The 18,621-nt window shown below is 54.8% G+C and carries 14 protein-coding genes and 1 riboswitch; of the genes, 5 read left to right on the top strand and 9 right to left on the bottom strand.

From position 1 onward, the window contains the following. Positions 1–154 precede the first annotated feature (154 nt). The 3 genes from malM to malK form a co-directional block, all read right to left on the bottom strand. Entirely contained in the window at positions 155–1,132 is a 978-nt protein-coding gene (gene malM, locus MUU46_RS02575; protein ID WP_258964682.1) for a maltose operon protein MalM, read from the bottom strand. Between the two features lie 117 nt (positions 1,133–1,249). Further along, positions 1,250–2,599 carry a maltoporin gene (locus tag MUU46_RS02580; RefSeq protein WP_258964683.1) on the bottom strand — a complete coding sequence of 450 codons (1,350 nt, stop codon included), beginning with the start codon at positions 2,597–2,599 and terminating at the stop codon, positions 1,250–1,252. A gap of 43 nt (positions 2,600–2,642) precedes the next feature. Further along, positions 2,643–3,752 carry a maltose/maltodextrin ABC transporter ATP-binding protein MalK gene (gene malK, locus MUU46_RS02585; protein WP_258964684.1) on the bottom strand — a complete coding sequence of 370 codons (1,110 nt, stop codon included), beginning with the start codon at positions 3,750–3,752 and terminating at the stop codon, positions 2,643–2,645. A 371-nt stretch (positions 3,753–4,123) separates the two neighbouring features. On the opposite strand from malK, the gene malE reads away from it, so the two are divergent. The 3 genes from malE (at position 4,124) to malG (ending at position 7,970) form a co-directional block, all read left to right on the top strand. After that, positions 4,124–5,314 (top strand): maltose/maltodextrin ABC transporter substrate-binding protein MalE, encoded by a 1,191-nt coding sequence (gene malE / locus MUU46_RS02590; RefSeq protein ID WP_110511055.1) that lies wholly within the window; start codon positions 4,124–4,126, stop codon positions 5,312–5,314. Positions 5,315–5,378: 64 nt separating this feature from the next. Beyond that, a complete protein-coding gene (gene malF, locus MUU46_RS02595; protein WP_159759810.1) occupies positions 5,379–6,923 on the top strand; it encodes a maltose ABC transporter permease MalF in 1,545 nt (514 codons plus the stop codon). Between the two features lie 156 nt (positions 6,924–7,079). Then, positions 7,080–7,970, top strand: a complete 891-nt coding sequence (malG, locus tag MUU46_RS02600; RefSeq protein WP_258964685.1) for a maltose ABC transporter permease MalG — start codon at positions 7,080–7,082, stop codon at positions 7,968–7,970. A gap of 227 nt (positions 7,971–8,197) precedes the next feature. On the opposite strand, the gene psiE is transcribed toward malG, so the two are convergent. The 5 genes from psiE to yjbE form a co-directional block, all read right to left on the bottom strand. Then, positions 8,198–8,608 carry a phosphate-starvation-inducible protein PsiE gene (gene psiE, locus MUU46_RS02605; protein ID WP_159759814.1) on the bottom strand — a complete coding sequence of 137 codons (411 nt, stop codon included), beginning with the start codon at positions 8,606–8,608 and terminating at the stop codon, positions 8,198–8,200. 132 nt (positions 8,609–8,740) lie between these two features. Next, positions 8,741–10,837 carry a YjbH domain-containing protein gene (locus MUU46_RS02610; RefSeq protein WP_159759816.1) on the bottom strand — a complete coding sequence of 699 codons (2,097 nt, stop codon included), beginning with the start codon at positions 10,835–10,837 and terminating at the stop codon, positions 8,741–8,743. Next, a complete protein-coding gene (locus MUU46_RS02615) occupies positions 10,837–11,574 on the bottom strand; it encodes a capsule biosynthesis GfcC D2 domain-containing protein (RefSeq protein WP_258964686.1) in 738 nt (245 codons plus the stop codon). Before MUU46_RS02615 ends, MUU46_RS02610 begins: the two co-directional genes overlap by 1 nt. After that, positions 11,571–12,209 carry a YjbF family lipoprotein gene (locus tag MUU46_RS02620; protein ID WP_258964687.1) on the bottom strand — a complete coding sequence of 213 codons (639 nt, stop codon included), beginning with the start codon at positions 12,207–12,209 and terminating at the stop codon, positions 11,571–11,573. Before MUU46_RS02620 ends, MUU46_RS02615 begins: the two co-directional genes overlap by 4 nt. Before the next feature lie 65 nt (positions 12,210–12,274). Beyond that, positions 12,275–12,517 carry an exopolysaccharide production protein YjbE gene (gene yjbE, locus MUU46_RS02625; protein ID WP_159759822.1) on the bottom strand — a complete coding sequence of 81 codons (243 nt, stop codon included), beginning with the start codon at positions 12,515–12,517 and terminating at the stop codon, positions 12,275–12,277. 511 nt (positions 12,518–13,028) lie between these two features. On the opposite strand from yjbE, the gene MUU46_RS02630 reads away from it, so the two are divergent. Further along, on the top strand, positions 13,029–14,450 hold the full coding sequence (locus MUU46_RS02630) for an L-fucose/L-arabinose isomerase family protein (protein WP_258964688.1): 1,422 nt from the start codon (positions 13,029–13,031) through the stop codon (positions 14,448–14,450). A 90-nt stretch (positions 14,451–14,540) separates the two neighbouring features. On the opposite strand, the gene pgi is transcribed toward MUU46_RS02630, so the two are convergent. Continuing rightward, positions 14,541–16,187, bottom strand: a complete 1,647-nt coding sequence (gene pgi / locus MUU46_RS02635; RefSeq protein ID WP_258964689.1) for a glucose-6-phosphate isomerase — start codon at positions 16,185–16,187, stop codon at positions 14,541–14,543. A 196-nt stretch (positions 16,188–16,383) separates the two neighbouring features. Here pgi and MUU46_RS02640 point away from each other — a divergent pair, with 196 nt between their 5' ends. After that, a complete protein-coding gene (locus tag MUU46_RS02640; RefSeq protein WP_258964690.1) occupies positions 16,384–18,171 on the top strand; it encodes a cation:proton antiporter in 1,788 nt (595 codons plus the stop codon). 58 nt (positions 18,172–18,229) lie between these two features. Beyond that, positions 18,230–18,424: riboswitch (Lysine riboswitch) on the top strand. Positions 18,425–18,621: the final 197 nt, after the last annotated feature.

An 18,621-nucleotide genomic window follows, 5' to 3' on the forward strand; every position in this document is an offset into this window, starting at 1 on the left:
TATCGTAGAAAAGGGTTCGCGGGAGGAAGAAACGTCAATATACGACCCACCGCGCAACAGCCATGTAACGACCGCTGTTGCGCCAGAAAAAACGGTGCGCCCAAAAGGACGCACCGAATGGCCTGGGCCAAACATCAGCAATGTGGGGAGACTATCACCCCTTGCCTTTTACACTACTGATAAAGGTGGAACGGGCCGAAGTCGAACCGAGGCGCTCGGCTTCGTTTAACAGTTTCAGGGCCTTGTCGATGTTGCCCTCGTTAACTGCCTGTTTAATCGCGGTATTGAAATAGCTTTCGGTGTCATTCAGAACCGGCTCGCTTTTCGCGGCAGGTGCCGAAGATGCCGCTGAAGCCGCAACTGGAGCTGCAACAACTGCAGCCGTTGCAGGTGCCGCAGAAGGTGCTGCGTACACTGGTGCCGCCGTGTTACCCACAGTGACAGCACCTGGGCCAGAAGAGCCAAACAGTGGGCCGACCAGCACGCTGGAGGCAGACGACGTTTTCACTTTCAGCTTCAGGGTGCCTTCAGAGACGTGGCGTGCAATCGGGTCCGGAATATCTGGCACCGCGTTGCCAATACCTTTGGCATACGCTTTCGCCGGGTCAATCAGCGTGGTGGTCTGCTGCAAATCTTGCGGCGTGGTGAACACCAGCACGTAAATTTTCTGCTGCCCTAACGCAGGCGTCAGGCGCATGACACCTTCCAGGCGGTCGGCGCTCATGACGCCCGGTTCCTGGTAGATGAAATAGCTACTTGGGAAGAACGCTGATGGCGTCATGTTCTGATCCAGGATCAGCACGTTCGGCGCATAAACGTGGGTTTGTTTGTTCACTTCGCTAGTGAGGGTAATGCTCAGTTCACCAATGTTAGCCGGGACGCTATAGGCCGCCACCGGGCCGGTAATGCCGGGCACATTCAGCGGCTGACCGCCTCCGGCAAGATCGGTACTTTGGGTTTTAGATTGATCAACAGGCGTCCAGACCAACTGCTGCAAGGCAGAAGCCGGGATAGCCGGGGCGGCAGTGGTATTCTGCGGCACGAAATTGACGTCAGCGAAACTGACTGCCGGTACGCTTGCCAGCAGGCCAGCGGAGAGGCATAGCGCGATGAGACTTTTGTTCATTTTCATTTTATTGACCTCAAAGACAGGGCTCAGCGGTAGCCAGGCAATAGCGCGCTGAGTCTAAAACAGAGGGGCTTTCACCCCTCTTTATCAGGCATAACAGTGGGTTAACTTAACTGCACATTACCACCAGATTTCCATCTGGGCACCGAAGCTCCACTCATCGGTATCACCACGGCCAAGGCCAGAGGTTTGCATACCGAAGTTAGAGTTGTAGTTCGCGCTTTGAGTGTTCGGGTTGCCAGCAGTGTCGTAGCCCCATTTCTCATCCCATTTCGCGTAAGTTGCGAACACACGCAGTGCCGGACGAGACCAGATGCTGTCGCCTGCCTGCCATTGTTGCGCGAGGGTAATTTTGTACTGATTGTTGGTGTCGCCGGTGTTCTGGGATTTGACGTTGTCGTAGCCCACTTCCAGCAAGGTACTCATGATTGGTGTCCATTTGTACATCGGACGAACACCCACGGTGTACCACTCAGTACCGTTGTTGTTATCCCAGCTGATGTCCTGGTACATACCGACGTACATCAGGTCCCAGCTGTCGCCCAGGGAAATTGCACCGTGGTCGATAACACGCAGCAGGTGGCCGTTGTTGTTGATGCCATACGCGTACAGTGAGCCATCGGTATCGCTGTTGCCGATACCAATGCCTGCGCCCTGAGACTGGCCTTTACCTTGAGAGGTCATGGAGTCAGTGGCGTACTGAACCACGAATTTGTTAAAGCCTTTCAGCATGCTCTGGGTGTGTTCAGCGGTGAACATCCAGCCATCTTTAGACGCCTGTGGCTGCAGGTAGTAATCGTCATTGACGTTGGTGTGACCGTAGTCAACACCCAGCTCCAGGGTACCGCCTGGGTTGATTTCCATCTGGCCCAAACGAATGTCAAACACGTCGTTGGCAGTTGAAGAGGTGTAATCACGCAGGTTGTTACTGGAGAAGGCAGAAGAACCACCCGCTTCCGTTGAACGCGTTGCTGCGAAGGAGAGTTTACCGATGCCAACGTCCACGTTTTCCAGACCAGCGCCCGGACCGGAGATATCCCAGTAGTAGAAGTCGATCATGTGAACGTCATGACGCTGATAGAAACGCTTACCGGCCCAGATGGTGGAACCTGGCAGTGCGTCGATCAGGTTTTTACCCTGCACGTTGGCTTCACGGAACGCCGGGTCAGTCGCTTCCCAGTCGTTCTGCTGCGCAACGGAGTACGCTACGTTAGTGTCGAAGTAGAAGCTCTTATCGCCCTCTTTCCACACTTCCTGACCAAATTTCAGCTCGGCGTACGTTTCACATTCGTTACCGAGACGATATTTACTTTGTGCACCAGTTGCCTGGAAACACTGTTGTGCGCCGCCGCTACCGGTCCAGCCGATACCCGAACGGGCATAACCTTTAAAATCTACGGCGCCCGCGTGTGCAGACAAAATGCCTGCTGTCACAGCGATTGCCACTGGAAGTTTGCGCAGAGTAATCATCGTTCTATCTCCTGAGACCATTGCTTTTCTTTTGTTATGGGATTTAAACGCCCGGTTCTTTGTGCAGCCGACGACATGCAGAGCCATCTTCACGGAATAGATGGCAACGCTCTGGCGGCAGACCGATAGCGAATGAGGCTCCCTCTTCTACCAACACCACGTCATTCTGGCGGTACACCAGGTTCTGACGGATGGCGGGGATCTGGATATGAATTTGCGTTTCGTGACCCAGTTGCTCGACGACCTGCACGTCCCCTTCGAGGGTGACATCGGCGATGTCACTCGGTAGAAGATGCTCAGGACGAATACCTAACGACATATTGGCGCCGACCTGCACGCCGGTACTTTCAACCGGCAGCCAGATTTGCTGACGGTTAGGCAATTCAACCTGCACCTGCTCAATGGCGGTGGCAGTGACTTTCACCGGCAGGAAGTTCATCTTCGGCGAGCCAATAAAGCCCGCGACAAAGCGATCGGCCGGGTAGTGATAGAGTTCCAGCGGCTTGCCAATCTGCGCGACGCGTCCGGCATCCAGCACCACGATTTTGTCGGCAAGGGTCATTGCTTCGACCTGATCGTGGGTGACGTAAATCATCGTGCGGCCCAGACGCTTGTGCAGACGGGAAATCTCAATACGCATCTGTACGCGCAGGGCGGCGTCGAGGTTCGACAGCGGCTCATCGAGCAGGAAAACGCGCGGTTCGGCCACCAGCGTACGGCCAATGGCCACACGCTGACGCTGACCGCCTGAAAGCACTTTCGGTTTACGTTCCAGAAGGTGAGCCAGCTGCAGCACTTCGGCCACCTGAGTCACGCGCTGGTTAATGACGTCTTTCTTTGCCCCAGCTAACTTGAGGCCGAAAGACATATTTTCTGCAACAGAGAGATGGGGGTACAACGCATAGGACTGGAACACCATGCCGATGCCGCGTTCCGCAGGCGGCGTCTCGTTCATGCGTTTTTCACCAATCAGCAGTTCCCCGCTGGTGATAGTTTCCAGACCGGCGATCATTCGCAGCAGCGTAGATTTGCCGCAGCCCGATGGCCCGACAAACACCACAAACTCCCCCTCATGGATGTCGAGATTGATGTCTTTCGACACCACCACGTCACCCCAGGCTTTCGTTACGTTTCGCAGCTGTACGCTCGCCATCCCCTTCTCCCTTCGTTACAACTCGTCACTAAAAGAAATATTCATCTGCGGCTGACTATGCGCGACCAATAACTTTCGTGAATCCTCCACCCCTTGGGTTTTTCATGGGGGAGGAGACGGGAGGATGAGAAGAGCAGGTCTGAGCCCGCTCGTGGCGTGGCTTGGCTAAAAGCGTGATGGGCACGTCAAAATTCAGCGTCATATTGTGTGCGCCAGAACCCATAACTTAAAACTATGTAACAGAGATCACATAAACGGGGGGTGGGGCGTAGGGTCGGGGAGGATGGAAAGAGGTTGCTAAGAAAGGAAACTCTGCGTTGTAAAAGCCACCAGGCGTATCCACGAGTACATCACCAAATAGGACGGGATATATGAAAATCAAAACTGGCGCACGTATCCTCGCGCTGTCTGCATTGACCACGATGATGTTTTCCGCCTCTGCCTTCGCCAAAATCGAAGAAGGTAAGCTGGTTATCTGGATCAACGGCGATAAAGGCTATAACGGCCTTGCTGAAGTCGGTAAGAAATTCGAAAAAGACACCGGCATCAAAGTGACCATTGAGCACCCGGATAAACTGGAAGAGAAATACCCGCAGGTTGCCGCCACTGGCGATGGCCCGGACATCATCTTCTGGGCGCATGACCGTTTTGGTGGCTACGCGCAGTCTGGTCTGCTGGCTGAAGTGACCCCAGATAAAGCGTTCCAGGACAAGCTGTACCCGTTCACCTGGGATGCCGTGCGTTACAACGGCAAGCTGATTGCCTACCCAATCGCGGTAGAAGCGCTGTCGCTTATCTATAACAAAGACCTGGTGCCTAACCCGCCGAAGACCTGGGAAGAGATCCCGGCGCTGGATAAAGAACTGAAAGCGAAGGGTAAATCTGCGCTGATGTTCAACCTGCAAGAACCGTACTTCACTTGGCCACTGATTGCCGCCGACGGCGGTTACGCGTTCAAGTTTGAAAACGGCAAATATGACGTTAAAGACGTGGGCGTTGATAGCCCAGGCGCGAAAGCAGGTTTGACCTTCCTGGTTGACCTTATCAAGAACAAACACATGAACGCCGACACCGATTACTCCATCGCAGAAGCTGCCTTCAATAAAGGCGAAACCGCGATGACCATCAACGGTCCGTGGGCGTGGTCGAATATCGACAAGAGCAAAATCAACTACGGCGTCACCATGCTGCCGACCTTCAAAGGCAAAGCGTCTAAACCATTCGTGGGCGTGCTGAGCGCGGGCATCAACGCCGCCAGCCCGAACAAAGAACTGGCGAAAGAGTTCCTCGAAAACTACCTGCTGACCAACGACGGTTTGGCGGAAGTGAACAAGGATAAACCGCTGGGTGCCGTTGCGCTGAAATCCTACCAGGAACAGCTGGAAAAAGATCCACGCATCGCTGCCACCATGGCCAATGCCCAGAAAGGCGAAATCATGCCTAACATCCCGCAGATGGCCGCCTTCTGGTACGCCACCCGCACCGCAGTCATCAACGCTGCCAGCGGTCGCCAGACCGTAGACGCTGCGCTGAAAGATGCGCAGGGACGTATTACCAAGTAATACCGCACGACCCCTCTCTCCGATGGAGAGAGGGGAAAAGTAACGTTGTAGAGGAATAGACCCCATGGATGCCGTTAAAAAGAGTCACTGGTGGCAGAGCGAAACGCTGAAGTGGTCCGTTGTCGGACTGCTGGGACTGCTGGTCGGCTACCTTGTTGTTTTAATGTACGCCCAGGGGGAGTACCTGTTCGCCATCATGACGCTGATTTTAAGCTCTGCTGGCCTGTATATTTTCGCCAATCGCAAAGCCTACGCGTGGCGCTATGTTTATCCTGGTGTGGCCGGCATGGGGCTGTTCGTCCTGTTTCCGCTTATCTGCACCATCGCCATCGCTTTCACTAACTACAGCAGCACCAACCAGCTGACCCAGGAACGCGCGCAGCAGGTGCTGATGGATCGTTCTTATCAGGCGGGCAAAACCTATAACTTCGGGTTATACCCGGCGGGCGATGCGTGGAAGCTGGTGCTGACCGACGGTGACAGTGGTAAAAATTATGTCTCCGACGCCTTCACGTTTGGCGGAGAGCAAAAAATCACCCTGAAAGAAGCCGATGCGTTGCCGGAAGGCGAGCGTGGCAACCTGCGCATCATCACGCAAAATCGTCAGGCGCTGAACCAGCTGACCGCGATTCTGCCGGATGACAGCAAAGTGATTATGAGTTCTCTGCGCCAGTTTTCCGGCACGCGCCCGCTCTACACCGAAGAGCAAAGCGGCGAACTGACCAATAATCAGAGCGGCGTGAAATATCGCCCGAATAACCAGACGGGTTTTTATCAGGCGGTAAACGCTGATGGTAACTGGGGCGACGAAAAGCTAAGTCCGGGCTACACCGTCAGCATCGGCTGGGATAACTTCACCCGCGTCTTCACCGACGAAGGCATTCAGAAACCGTTCTTCGCTATCTTCGTCTGGACCGTGATTTTCTCGGTACTGACCGTACTGCTGACCGTGGCCGTGGGCATGGTGCTGGCCTGCGTGGTGCAGTGGGAATCGTTGAAAGGGAAAGCCGTTTACCGCGTACTGCTGATTCTGCCATACGCCGTGCCATCGTTTATCTCGATCCTTATCTTCAAAGGTCTGTTCAACCAGAGCTTTGGTGAAATCAACATGATGCTGAGCGCGTTGTTTGGCATCAAACCGGCGTGGTTCAGCGACCCGACCACTGCGCGCTCGATGATTATCATCGTCAACACCTGGCTCGGCTACCCGTACATGATGATCCTGTGCATGGGGCTGCTGAAGGCGATTCCGGACGATTTATACGAAGCCTCGGCGATGGACGGCGCAGGCCCGTTCCAGAACTTCTTTAAGATTACGCTGCCGCTGCTGATCAAGCCGCTGACACCGCTGATGATCGCCAGCTTCGCCTTTAACTTTAACAACTTCGTGCTTATCCAGCTGTTGACCAACGGTGGCCCGGACAGACTCGGCACCACCACTCCGGCAGGCTATACCGACCTGTTGGTGAGCTACACCTACCGTATCGCCTTCGAAGGCGGCGGTGGTCAGGACTTCGGTCTGGCGGCGGCGATTGCCACGCTGATCTTCCTGTTGGTAGGGCTGCTTGCGATTATCAACCTCAAAGCCACGCGCATGAAATTCGATTAAGCCTAAAAGACCAGGCGTTATTGGCGCAGCCAGTTTGAACATGGACTGCGCGGAAAAACCGGAGCGTACACGTAGTACGTGAGGATTTTGAGCACAGCCCAGGTTCAAAATGGCAAGTAAAATAACCTGGAGCAGTGTTAAGGAGAGATTCATTTTATGGCTATGGTTCAACCGAAATCTCAAAAGCTGCGTTTATTCACCACGCACCTGTTGCTGCTGATTTTCATCGCCGCAATCATGTTCCCGCTGCTGATGGTTATCGCCATTTCGCTGCGTGAAGGTAACTTCGCCACCGGGAGTCTTATCCCGGAGCAAATCTCCTGGGAACACTGGAAACTGGCGCTGGGCTTTAGTGTCGAACACGCCGATGGCCGCATCACGCCGCCGCCGTTCCCGGTACTGCTGTGGCTGTGGAACTCGATCAAAATTGCGGGCATCACTGCGGTCGGTATCGTGGCGCTTTCCACCACCTGCGCTTACGCCTTCGCCCGCATGAAGTTTCCGGGCAAAGCGACGCTGTTGAAAAGTATGCTGATTTTCCAGATGTTCCCGGCGGTGCTGTCACTGGTCGCGCTGTATGCTCTGTTCGATCGCCTCGGCCAGTACATTCCGTTCATCGGCCTGAATACACACGGCGGCGTTATCTTTGCTTATATGGGTGGCATCGCGCTGCACGTCTGGACCATCAAAGGCTACTTCGAAACCATTGACGGTTCACTGGAAGAAGCCGCCGCGCTGGATGGCGCCACCCCGTGGCAGGCGTTCCGCCTGGTGCTGTTGCCGCTGTCGGTACCGATTCTGGCGGTGGTCTTTATTCTGTCATTCATCGCCGCTATTACCGAAGTGCCGGTCGCGTCCTTGCTACTGCGCGACGTGAACAGTTACACCCTGGCCGTGGGAATGCAGCAGTACCTCAACCCGCAAAATTACCTGTGGGGCGACTTTGCCGCAGCGGCCGTGTTGTCTGCTATCCCTATCACCCTGGTGTTCCTGCTGGCCCAGCGCTGGCTGGTTAACGGCCTGACGTCGGGCGGGGTGAAAGGTTAAGTTTCATTGTTATACCTGCCCTAAAGATTTCGGGTTAGGGCAAGGCGGTGATTGAACGAATTCCCAGGAGCTTACTTGAGTAAGTGACTGGGATGAGTGAAGAAGCTCAACGCTGCCATAACCCGAAAGATGACGGGCAATGCCACTGTAATGCCACTGTAATGCCACTGTTATCCTCAATTTGTACTTGTGACTGTTGATTTGGCGCTCCCTGGAGCGCCATTTTTTTATTCACGTTTCAGGCGCTTAGAGTTGCACAGCCACAGCGTGATAACCAACAGCAGGATCGCCGCAGAGTAGATCAGGACGTCGAGAGGAGATTTATGATCAACGATGATCAACCGCACGATGGCGGTGATCCCGATGTAGACAAAGTAACGCAGCGGGAAATGAAAGCCGGACTGAAAGTACTTCACTATCAGCGCGATAAATTCGAAATAGAGAAAGTAGACCACCAGCCCTTCCACCAGTTCGTACTTGCTGGTCTGTACTGGCGCAAACAGCACATCGGCCAGATGGAGCGTTTCTTTACCGAGGAAAACCACCAGGATCAGCCCCAGGCTCAGCAAACCCAGGTTCAATACGGTCTGCAAAATGGTGGAGATAAACTCTACACGTGGGCGAGTCAGCGACGTCATACAGCTTCTCCTTCGTTGTGGTGAATCCCTTGTATAACGCAAAAATGTGACGGAGATCTACATTTTTGCTTATATTTCGCACATAGGGTGACCCTCTCCCCGCAGGAGAGAGGGTCAGAGTGAGGGGAAAACTTAGCGGAAGTTCTGACTGCGATCGCTGGTCATGTCATACAGCTGGAATTTACGACCGAGCTGCTGGCCGCCGTCGCGCGTCAGCGGTGTCCAGCCAATCGATGCGCGGCTGCGGGTCGGACCGGATGAGAACAAGTCCAGAGGCACCGAGACGTACACACCTTTGGTGAAATCACCCTCGCCATACTCATCCGCCGACACGTTAGTGATCGTCGCATACGCGCCCACCACCACGCCGCTGTCGAAGTGTTTCGACACTTCCAGCGTGCCGCCTTTATCGCCCGCCAGATATTGCCCGACGCTGGCTTTCACCAGTACGTCCTGTGCGAACGACGGGGTCCAGTAGGCGGTCAAATTCCCTACTTTGGCGCTGTAATCGGTGAACTTCATCATGTCCAGAGAGCTGGTCCAGTCACGCTGTTTCACGTAGTTGGCATCGACGCCAAACGCCCAGTTGCTGTCGACCGGACGCCATAGCACTTCTCCACCCACGCCGCCGTACATGGTTTCCAGATAGCCACCGTACACCTGGCCATAAAAATCATTGCCCAGATACTGCAAATAGTTGGCCTGCAGGTTATTCACGTAAACGTCGTTTTCAACGTATTCACGCACGTGAGTACGCACGCGCGGCAGCGTCGAATCGTTGGGTGGATTGGTGTAGTTGAACTTGTCATAGTTGTTGGCGATGTTGCCAAACACGCTGCCGGTGGTCAGCAGGTGGTCGGTCACCCACCAGTCGGCTGTGGCCATCACCCCCAGCTGGTACATGTAGAAGCTTTCCGGCCCACCAATAGACTGGCTGAGCACCGGATCGACGTGGAAATCAAAGCGTGATTTGTCGATGTACCAACCCTGCTCGGTTTTGTCCGGCACCACTGGCGCTTCACGTTTCTGCACCAGTTCGGTCTGCTGACCCAGCGGCTCACCTTCCAGATGTCGCTTCAGGCTGGCGACGTCGGTTTCCGTGGTCACCTGCGGCATGTTCAGACGGTTTTCAGTCACGCGAATGGTGCTGATGCCGTCCGGCAGATCGTTCATGATGATGCGGTTTGCACGCTCAATCCCTTCACGAGAATCGCGGTATTTCACCTGCTCGCCGGTGACGTACAGCGTGTCACCTTTAACCTGAATGTTCGGGTCAGCAAAACCGGCGTTGTACTTGAGCAGCGTCAGCTGATTCGCCACCACCGAGTGCTGCAGAATGGCGTCCTGCGGCTGCGGCTGGTATTTCGGTCGGCTGTTGTCGTTATACGACGGACGCAGATCGTTAAAGTTGGTGCGCAGGGTCACGCCGAACATGAAGGTGTTACCGCGCTCGTAGCTGAGGTTAACGTCGGCCCAATCGGTCACGCGATAAATGGCGCCGACGTTAAACTTGCTTTTTTGTTCGAGCTTTCCAGCGAAGTCTTCGCTGTAGTTATTACCTTCATACTCCAGTTTCAGACGCAGAGGCTGCCACGGCGTCTGGTATTCCACGCCGCCAAACAGCGAGGCCGGGCCGTGGAACATCTGGCTGCTGTCCATCGATCCCGCCTGTTTGTAGCTGTTGTCGCGATAGCAATATTTGTCGCTGTAGCTACAGAACGGATTTTTGACGTTGCCGCTGGTACCAAGATAGCCCCAGCCGAGGCCCAGACTGAAATCAAAGGGTCCCCAGGCTTTGCTGGCGACCAGATATTCCGCATCAAACAGCCCGGTCCCGCCGATATCACGCGCCCCCACAGAGACCTGTGGCAGCCAGTAGCTCTCTTCCCACAGACGTAGCTTGAGGTCGAACGCTTTATCTTTGTAAGTCTGATCACCCGAGAACGCATCTACGCTGCTGTACTCTCGGGTTCGCACGTCGGTATAACGCAGGGTCGTTTCCAGCCACGGGAAAAGCTGCACTGAGGCAGAATAGTAACGGTACTGGTCGTTATCGCGATAGTTGAGACTCATCTCCCCTTCCCGCGCCATGCGAGCCGTTGGCGTTTGCAGCAGGCCGACACCACCAAAATCTGACTGCGACGGGCCAATCGGCGCCGGATACGTTTCCGCATGGCAGGCCGCGCTGACGCCCAGCGCCAGCAGGCTGTAGAGAAATCTTTTTTTCATTATTCCGGGATCCGCTGTGCAAGGGCACGAAGAAGTGCGGCGTTCAGATCGTCATACTTCTTCGTCCAAAGTGAGTCGGCGAAACCGACAAAAATGATGCTGCCGGGCATCGGCTCAATGTGACGCTTATTCCAGTACGCCACTGGCGCTTTTTCTTTGCGTCCATCGGGATAAATCACCCAGGCATAGCTGCGGTCCGCGCCGCTCAGCAGGCTCACCTCATCAAGATACGCCGCCACGTCTTTGCCAGGGACAAACGCGGTTTTACCCGGACGGCTGATCAACCCAAACATGCTGACGGTGGTCGGCTGCTGGCCAACCCACAGGCTGTACTGGCCTTCCAACGGTGGGTTCGCGCGACGCCCAAGCCGCACGCGATCAGGGTCGAGGCTGATAAACTGTCTACCGGTGATGCTCAGTGTTTGCAGCTGCTGGCGCATGCCGTTAATGGCCATGGCATCGTCATCACTTTCGTCCGCCGCCAGCGCGCCAAGCTGCGCCATCAGCGTCTGTTTTTGCTGCTGGGCCACGGCAGTGGCCTGTTTTTCAGCGATAACCGCCCCTGGCCACCAGCTGTTTTCCAGCCTCGGCTGCGCCACTAAATCCGCCAGATGGGCGGCCTCGGTCAGGGTTTTTGCTTCTTTTGCGCCGTTGATATAAACGTCGACGGTGCCTGCGGCCAGCGCGAATGGGGCAACAAACAGCGTCATCACTGCGGTCAGGGTGCATTTTTTCATTGCTTCGCCGCCTTGATCAGGGTGGTTTTCACCGGGAAGAAATTCGCGCCGAGATACTGCTCTGACTGACGAATTTGTCCGTCGCTGTCCACCCAGAAGCGGTTCTGCCAGCTCGCCTGATCGCTACTCGCGTCTTCCACCAGCACACGCACAATGGTGGATTCTCCCGCCAGCGTCAGGGTGTCGGTGCCCTGCCAGTGGAATTCAGAGCGGGCGGTGGCGTAGCGCACCTGTTTGTGTTCCGTCCAGCCCAGAGTGCGGATCCAGCTTGCGCCATCGATAATCTGGTTAGGTTTTGTCAGTGGATCGTCGGCGAGGTTATTCACGCTGAGCAGGTTGTCGCCGCCGAGCAATGTTTTCACGATGCGCCCATGCTGCGTCACCACCGTGGCCTGATCTTGCGTCACCCACTTCTGCTGACCGTTTTCTGAAAACGCGAGGACCACAAACAGCTGCGGGCCGTTATTGAGCTGCATGTACTGACTGGCATACGGCATATTCTGGATATCGTCGGCGGTAAGCTGTACGCCTTGCGTGCCGAAAAGGCTATGCCACAACGATTTGCCGAGCCCTTCCGTGCTGGCCGAACAGGCCTGAAGCAGCAGGCAAAGAGTGAAAATAATAGGTCGCTTCACGACTCTTCTCCGAAGGGGCAAAATAACCACACCGAAGTGTGGTTAGGGTTAATGACCCGTGAGACTTAGCGGGTACTTGTGGTTGTTGTGGTCGTGGTTCCGGTATTGGAGCCATCACCACCACCGGTCGCCGCCAGTGCGACCCCCACGGCCGAACTTACGGCGCTGGCGCTGGTTGCGGCGGAACTGCCCGCAGACACAGACGTCGCTGCTGTTCCTGCCGCATCACCGGTTTCCACCGGGGCTGCATAGACAGAAGTTGCCGCAAACGCAGAAATGGCAAAAATGCCATACATAACTTTTTTCATTACTATTTCCCTTCATTGATTGAATGAATGGAGTTTCACCTGAGAAATTCAGGCGATATCGAGTATACACAACTAAAGCTGACGAATTAGGGCTCAGGAAATAAGCAGGCGGGTTTTAGGACAATGAGAGAAAATCGTTATTTCAGAATCAGTAAAAATAATAAAACCCTTAAAATTCAATTGCAATTGAAAATAACAGCCTCAAGAAAATCCTAAAAAACGAATTATGCATTGCCGGTCACAATGGTTTTTAGGATTAACCTGAACGGACGAATAGAATAGCCTTGTGGCTCCTGCTTCTTTATTCCTTGTAATTTTAATGGGAAATAAATAGCAAGATTTCTGCCTCGTGCAAATGCGTTCCGCACGGGATCGATATTCTGCGATCCACATTCTCCGTTCCTCGATTCAAATGCCAACTCTGGTTCAGGCATGTCCATCAGGCGCAGGTTTTCCCGCCTGCTGGTGCGTAAAGTGATGACATCCTGTCACGCTTGTCTGAGGCTCCATCATGAAAACGTTCACCGTTGGTCTGTTTGGCATTGGGCTTGATACTTACTGGCCACAGTTTCACGGCTTGCGCGAACAGCTCGAAGGCTATCTGAGCCGGGTTGACGAGCAATTACAACGCCGCGAAGTGGCGGTAGTGAATGCCGGTCTGATTGATAATCCGCACACCATGGATGCCGCCGCCGCGAACTTCGCCGCAAAAAATATCGATGCGCTGGTGCTGTACATCACCACTTATGCGCTCAGTTCCACCGTCCTGCCGTTGGTGCAGCAGCTGAACGTCCCGGTGATTATCCTGGCGCTGCAGCCGGAGAAAAAAGTCCCCTGCATCACGATTAATCAGCATCCGGATCGCGGCGTACGCACCGGCCAATGGTTGGCGCACTGTCAGGCCTGTAGCGCCCCGGAACTGGTGAATGTATTCCAGCGGGCAAACATCGGTTACACCCTGGTGCCGGGCTATCTCGACGATCCCCAGGCGTGGCGGGAAATCGACAACTGGCTGGCGGCCGCCCAAACGGTTCATGCCCTTAAAACTACCAACGTTGGCGTGCTCGGCCACTATTACAACGGCATGTACGACGTCTACTCAGATATGACTAATCTGTCGGCGAAATTCGGCGTGCGCTTCCGGGTGCTGGAGATTTGCGAACTGGCGGATTCGTTGGCGTCGATAACCTCTGGGGAGCATGAGCAAAAACGCAAACAGGTGTTCGACGGGCTGAACGTCGACCCGGCGTGCGAGGCGTTTGAACTGCAGCGGGCGATAACTACCTCGGTGGCGCTGGATAAGCTGGTTGCCCACCATCAGCTGGGGGCAATGGCTTATTACTACGAAGGCGCGTCCGGTTCAGCGCAGGAAAATATCATCACCTCGGTCATTCTCGGCAATACGCTGCTAACCGAGCGCGACATCCCGGTGGCCGGAGAGTGTGAAATCAAGAATGTGCTCGCCATGAAAATTCTCAGCCTGTTGAAAGCAGGCGGTTCGTTCTCCGAGCCGTACGGCATGGATTTCGAAGCCGACACCGTGCAGTGGGGCCACGACGGCCCGGCACATCCACTGATGTCAGAAGGGAAAGTCAGGCTGGTGCCGTTGCCGCTGTACCACGGCAAACCGGGCAAAGGGGTGTCGATTCAGATGACCGTCGCGCCGGGTCCGGTGACCTTTTTGTCGGTGGTGGAACATCGGGATGGTCGCGTCACGCTTCAGTTCGCCGAAGGAGAAGCGGTGCCTGGCGAGGCCCTGGATATCGGCAATACCAACAGCCATTATCGTTTTGCGTTATCGGCCCGGGAGTTTACCCGTCGTTGGTGCGAAGGCGGCCCGGCACACCATTGCGCCATTGGCATGGGTCACGTTGGGGAAAAAATAGAGGTGATTGCGAAGCTGTTGGGGGTGGAGAGTTTGCGGGTAGAATGAGTTATTGCCCCGGCCCTCTCCTACGGGAAGCGGGTGAAAACATAAAAAAAGCCTTCTCAAAGAGAAGGCTTTTTGTCGTTTATTGCTGGTTTATTTCCAGGATTTATAACGGTTAATCAGGCCGTTAGTCGAGCTGTCATGGCTACTAACGTCTTTATCATCGGTCAGTTCTGGCAGGATACGGTTTGCCAGCTGTTTGCCCAATTCAACGCCCCACTGATCGAAGGTGAAGATGTTGAGGATCGCGCCCTGAGTAAAGATTTTGTGCTCATACAACGCAATCAGCGCACCCAGGCTGAACGGCGTGATTTCGCGCAGCAGGATGGAGTTGGTTGGACGGTTTCCTTCGAACACTTTGAACGGCACAACGTGTTCCAGCGTTTTCGGATCTTTACCCTGGTCGGCGTATTCCTGCTCAACCACGTCGCGAGATTTACCGAACGCCAGCGCTTCAGTCTGAGCGAAGAAGTTAGACAGCAGCTTCGGATGGTGGTCAGACAGCGGGTTGTGGGTAATAGCCGGAGCGATAAAGTCGCAAGGAACCATTTTGGTACCCTGGTGAATCAACTGGTAGAACGCATGCTGACCGTTGGTACCTGGCTCACCCCAGATGATTGGGCCGGTCTGGTAATCCACCGCGTTGCCGTTACGGTCAACGTATTTACCGTTGGATTCCATGTTGCCCTGCTGGAAGTACGCCGGGAAACGGTGCATGTACTGATCGTACGGCAGGATTGCTTCGGTTTCAGCGCCGAAGAAGTTGTTGTACCAAATGCCGATCAGCGCCAGCAGGACCGGCAGGTTTTTCTCAGCAGGGGTGGTAGAAAAGTGCTTGTCCATCGCGTGTGCGCCAGAAAGCATTTCAACGAAGTTGTCGTAACCAACGGACAGAATGATCGACAGACCAATCGCGGACCACAGAGAGTAACGACCACCAACCCAGTCCCAGAATTCGAACATATTCGCGGTATCAATACCGAACTCGCCCACGGCTTTACCGTTGGTGGACAGCGCGGCGAAGTGTTTCGCTACGTGCTTTTCGTCACCGGCGGTTTTCAGGAACCAGTCGCGCGCGCTGTGGGCGTTGGTCATGGTTTCCTGAGTGGTGAAGGTTTTAGAAGCAACCAGGAACAGCGTGGTTTCCGGGTTCACGTCTTTCAGCACTTCCGCGATGTGAGTACCATCGACGTTAGACACAAAGTGCATATTCAGGTGATTTTTGTACGGACGCAGCGCCTCGGTCACCATGAATGGACCCAAGTCGGAGCCGCCGATACCGATGTTCACCACGTCGGTAATCGCTTTGCCGGTGTAGCCTTTCCAGCTGCCGGAGATTATCGCTTCTGAGAAGTGCTTCATCTTTTCCAGCACCGCATTCACTTCCGGCATCACATCTTTGCCGTCAACGATAATCGGCGTGTTGCTGCGGTTGCGCAGGGCAACATGCAGTACCGCGCGGTCTTCGGTGCGGTTAATTTTTTCACCAGAGAACATGGACTTAATGGCACCCGCCAGGTCAGTCTCTTTCGCCAACGCTTGCAGCTTGTTCAGCGTCTCTTCAGTAATGCGGTTTTTAGAGAAATCCACCAGCATCTGATCATCGAACGTTGCAGAAAACTTGGCGAAACGGTCGCCATCTTTCGCGAACAGGTCGGCAATCGACACGTCCTTCATTTCATCATAATGTTTCTGTAATGCCTGCCAGGCAGAGGTCTGCGTTGGATTGATGTTTTTCATAGCAATACTCTTCTGATTTGAAAAATGTGACTTCGGTCGATTGTAGCGCCTGCGACGCTTTTTGTGATGATTTTTGTGTTATTGAGAACTTTCAGCTCAGCCTTCGTTATCCTGAACTCATCACAGCTGCTTATAATCTACACATGCGCCATTTCGCAAAATGATTTGCTCCACGTGACTAAGGAAAAAAGAAAAAATGGAACTGCCGGTCCCGTTTCTCCTGGTGATCATCGCCATCGCTTCCCTGCTGGCCCAATGGCTGGCATGGGGTTTACGCATTCCCGCCATTTTGCCGCTGCTGCTGATTGGCGTCGGGCTCGGCCCGGTCCTGCATATTTTACAACCCGATCTGCTGTTTGGCCCGCTGCTGTTCCCGCTGGTGTCGCTAGCGGTGGCCATCATTTTGTTTGAGGGAGCACTGACGCTGCGTTTTGACGAAATCCGCGGTCTCGGTGGCGTGGTGCGCAATCTGGTCACCGTCGGGATGCTGATTACCTTTGCGGTCATTTCACTGGCCTGCTGGGGTATTCTTGGGCTTACGCCACAAATATCGGCGCTGATTGGCGCGGTAACGGTGGTCACCGGCCCGACGGTTATCGCCCCGCTAATGCGCGTGGTACGCCCGACGGCGGGCATCAACCAGGTGCTGCGTTGGGAAGGTATCGTCATCGATCCGGTCGGTGCGATCTTTACCCTGCTGGTGTTTGAATTTATCACCGCGCACGAAACCTCCTCTGGCGGATTCCATCTGCTGATGACGCTGGCGCAGACGCTGGCCGTGGGACTTGCCAGCGGCGCGATATTTGGCTTCCTGATCGGCAATGCCCTGAAGCGTGGCTGGCTGCCCGGCTATCTGCAAAACTTTGCGGTGCTGGCGATTGTGCTGCTGACTTTCGGGCTGTCGAACGCCCTGGCGGACGAATCCGGGCTGCTGGCGGTGACGGTGCTCGGTATTTGGCTAGCCAACATGAAGGAAGTCGAAACGACGGATATCGTCGAGTTTAAGGAAGAGCTCTCCGCGATCCTGCTCTCGGCGTTGTTTATCATTCTGGCGGCACGGCTCGACATCCAGGCACTGTGGGCGATGGGCTGGCCGCTATTAGGTCTGTTATTGGTGGTGCAGTTTGTCGCGCGACCGCTGTGTATTCTGGCCTCAACGTACGGCTCATCCCTGAGCTGGCGCGAAAAACTGCTTTTGTGCTGGATTGCGCCTCGCGGGATTGTCGCCGCCGCGGTCAGTTCACTGTTCGCCCTGACGCTACAGAAAGACGGTTACGACGGCGCCGATCAGCTGGTCACGGTGGTGTTCGCCATTATCATCGGCACGGTGGTGCTGCAAAGCCTCACCAGCGGCTGGCTGGCGCGAATGCTCGGCGTGCAACAGCGTAAACCGCGCGGCATTTTGATTGTCGGCGCGAATACCGTGGCCCGCACGCTAGCGCTGGCACTGAAAAAACTCGATATTCCGGTGCAGCTCAGCGACAACAGCTGGGAATATTATCGTCTGGCGCGAATGGACGGTTTGCCGACCTATTACGGCAACGTCTGGTCGGAACATGCAGAGAACTACCTGAACCTGAGCGATACGCGTCAGGTCATCGCCCTTTCACCGAATCGCCATCAAAATGCACTCGCGGTGCTTCATTTCAAGCACATCTTCGGCGAAAACCGGGTGTTCTCGATTCGTACCGGCCAGGAAACCAAAGGCCGTAGTGAAAAAGAAACGCGGCATGAGCGCCTGTTCGACAAAGATGTGACGTGGGCGCGGCTCAGCAGTCTGCTCGCCAAAGGTGCGGCAGTGAAGGTCACCCGACTGAATGAGAATTTTGGTTGGGAGGATTATCTTAACGCGAATCCAGGCGCAACGCCGCTGTTCGCCCAGAAAGAGGACGGCGTTTTGATGACAATGAACAGCCATCTGACTCCGCCGCTACCGTGTACATTAGTGGCGATTGTTGAAAATGAAAAATCGACATCATCGTAACATTGACAACACCCCCCCGAACCCTTTATTTATAAAACCCTACCTGCGCATTCGTGCGCAGGCCAGAAGAGGAGCATCGCCCAGGCGAGGTGTTCGAGGAGCCAATCCTGCGACAACATCTTATGGGGAGCGATGCCGAGATAGCGGAACATCTGGCAGTGTTCACTATCGGCTACAGAGGCTGAATCCTCTGGGCTGTCACCGGAAGTGACCCGCAGTCGGGCGCTTCACAAGGTGGAGCGCTTCTGGGTGAACTGTAGCTTTCTACGTCTACCCTTCCGCTCTTTCCTTGTGCCAAGGCTGAGAATTTTGCCTGGCTCCTTAAGACGTTATTGTCGCAGTCAGTTTGGACACAGACAGCGCCCAGCACCGCAACGTACACGAAGTACGTGAGGATGTGAGCACTGCCCAGGTTCAAAAGGACAAGAAAAATAGTCTTAAGAAGCCAGG

Source organism: Scandinavium tedordense, assembly GCF_024764965.1.
Lineage (GTDB): Bacteria > Pseudomonadota > Gammaproteobacteria > Enterobacterales > Enterobacteriaceae > Scandinavium > Scandinavium tedordense.

What these genes read in the sequence shown, in the direction of transcription:
- malM (WP_258964682.1), bottom strand. Translation starts at nt 1,132, where the DNA reads ATGAAAATGAACAAAAGTCTCATCGCGCTATGCCTCTCCGCTGGCCTG.
- MUU46_RS02580 (WP_258964683.1), bottom strand. Translation starts at nt 2,599, where the DNA reads ATGATTACTCTGCGCAAACTTCCAGTGGCAATCGCTGTGACAGCAGGC.
- malK (WP_258964684.1), bottom strand. Translation starts at nt 3,752, where the DNA reads ATGGCGAGCGTACAGCTGCGAAACGTAACGAAAGCCTGGGGTGACGTG.
- malE (WP_110511055.1), top strand. Translation starts at nt 4,124, where the DNA reads ATGAAAATCAAAACTGGCGCACGTATCCTCGCGCTGTCTGCATTGACC.
- malF (WP_159759810.1), top strand. Translation starts at nt 5,379, where the DNA reads ATGGATGCCGTTAAAAAGAGTCACTGGTGGCAGAGCGAAACGCTGAAG.
- malG (WP_258964685.1), top strand. Translation starts at nt 7,080, where the DNA reads ATGGCTATGGTTCAACCGAAATCTCAAAAGCTGCGTTTATTCACCACG.
- psiE (WP_159759814.1), bottom strand. Translation starts at nt 8,608, where the DNA reads ATGACGTCGCTGACTCGCCCACGTGTAGAGTTTATCTCCACCATTTTG.
- MUU46_RS02610 (WP_159759816.1), bottom strand. Translation starts at nt 10,837, where the DNA reads ATGAAAAAAAGATTTCTCTACAGCCTGCTGGCGCTGGGCGTCAGCGCG.
- MUU46_RS02615 (WP_258964686.1), bottom strand. Translation starts at nt 11,574, where the DNA reads ATGAAAAAATGCACCCTGACCGCAGTGATGACGCTGTTTGTTGCCCCA.
- yjbE (WP_159759822.1), bottom strand. Translation starts at nt 12,517, where the DNA reads ATGAAAAAAGTTATGTATGGCATTTTTGCCATTTCTGCGTTTGCGGCA.
- MUU46_RS02630 (WP_258964688.1), top strand. Translation starts at nt 13,029, where the DNA reads ATGAAAACGTTCACCGTTGGTCTGTTTGGCATTGGGCTTGATACTTAC.
- pgi (WP_258964689.1), bottom strand. Translation starts at nt 16,187, where the DNA reads ATGAAAAACATCAATCCAACGCAGACCTCTGCCTGGCAGGCATTACAG.
- MUU46_RS02640 (WP_258964690.1), top strand. Translation starts at nt 16,384, where the DNA reads ATGGAACTGCCGGTCCCGTTTCTCCTGGTGATCATCGCCATCGCTTCC.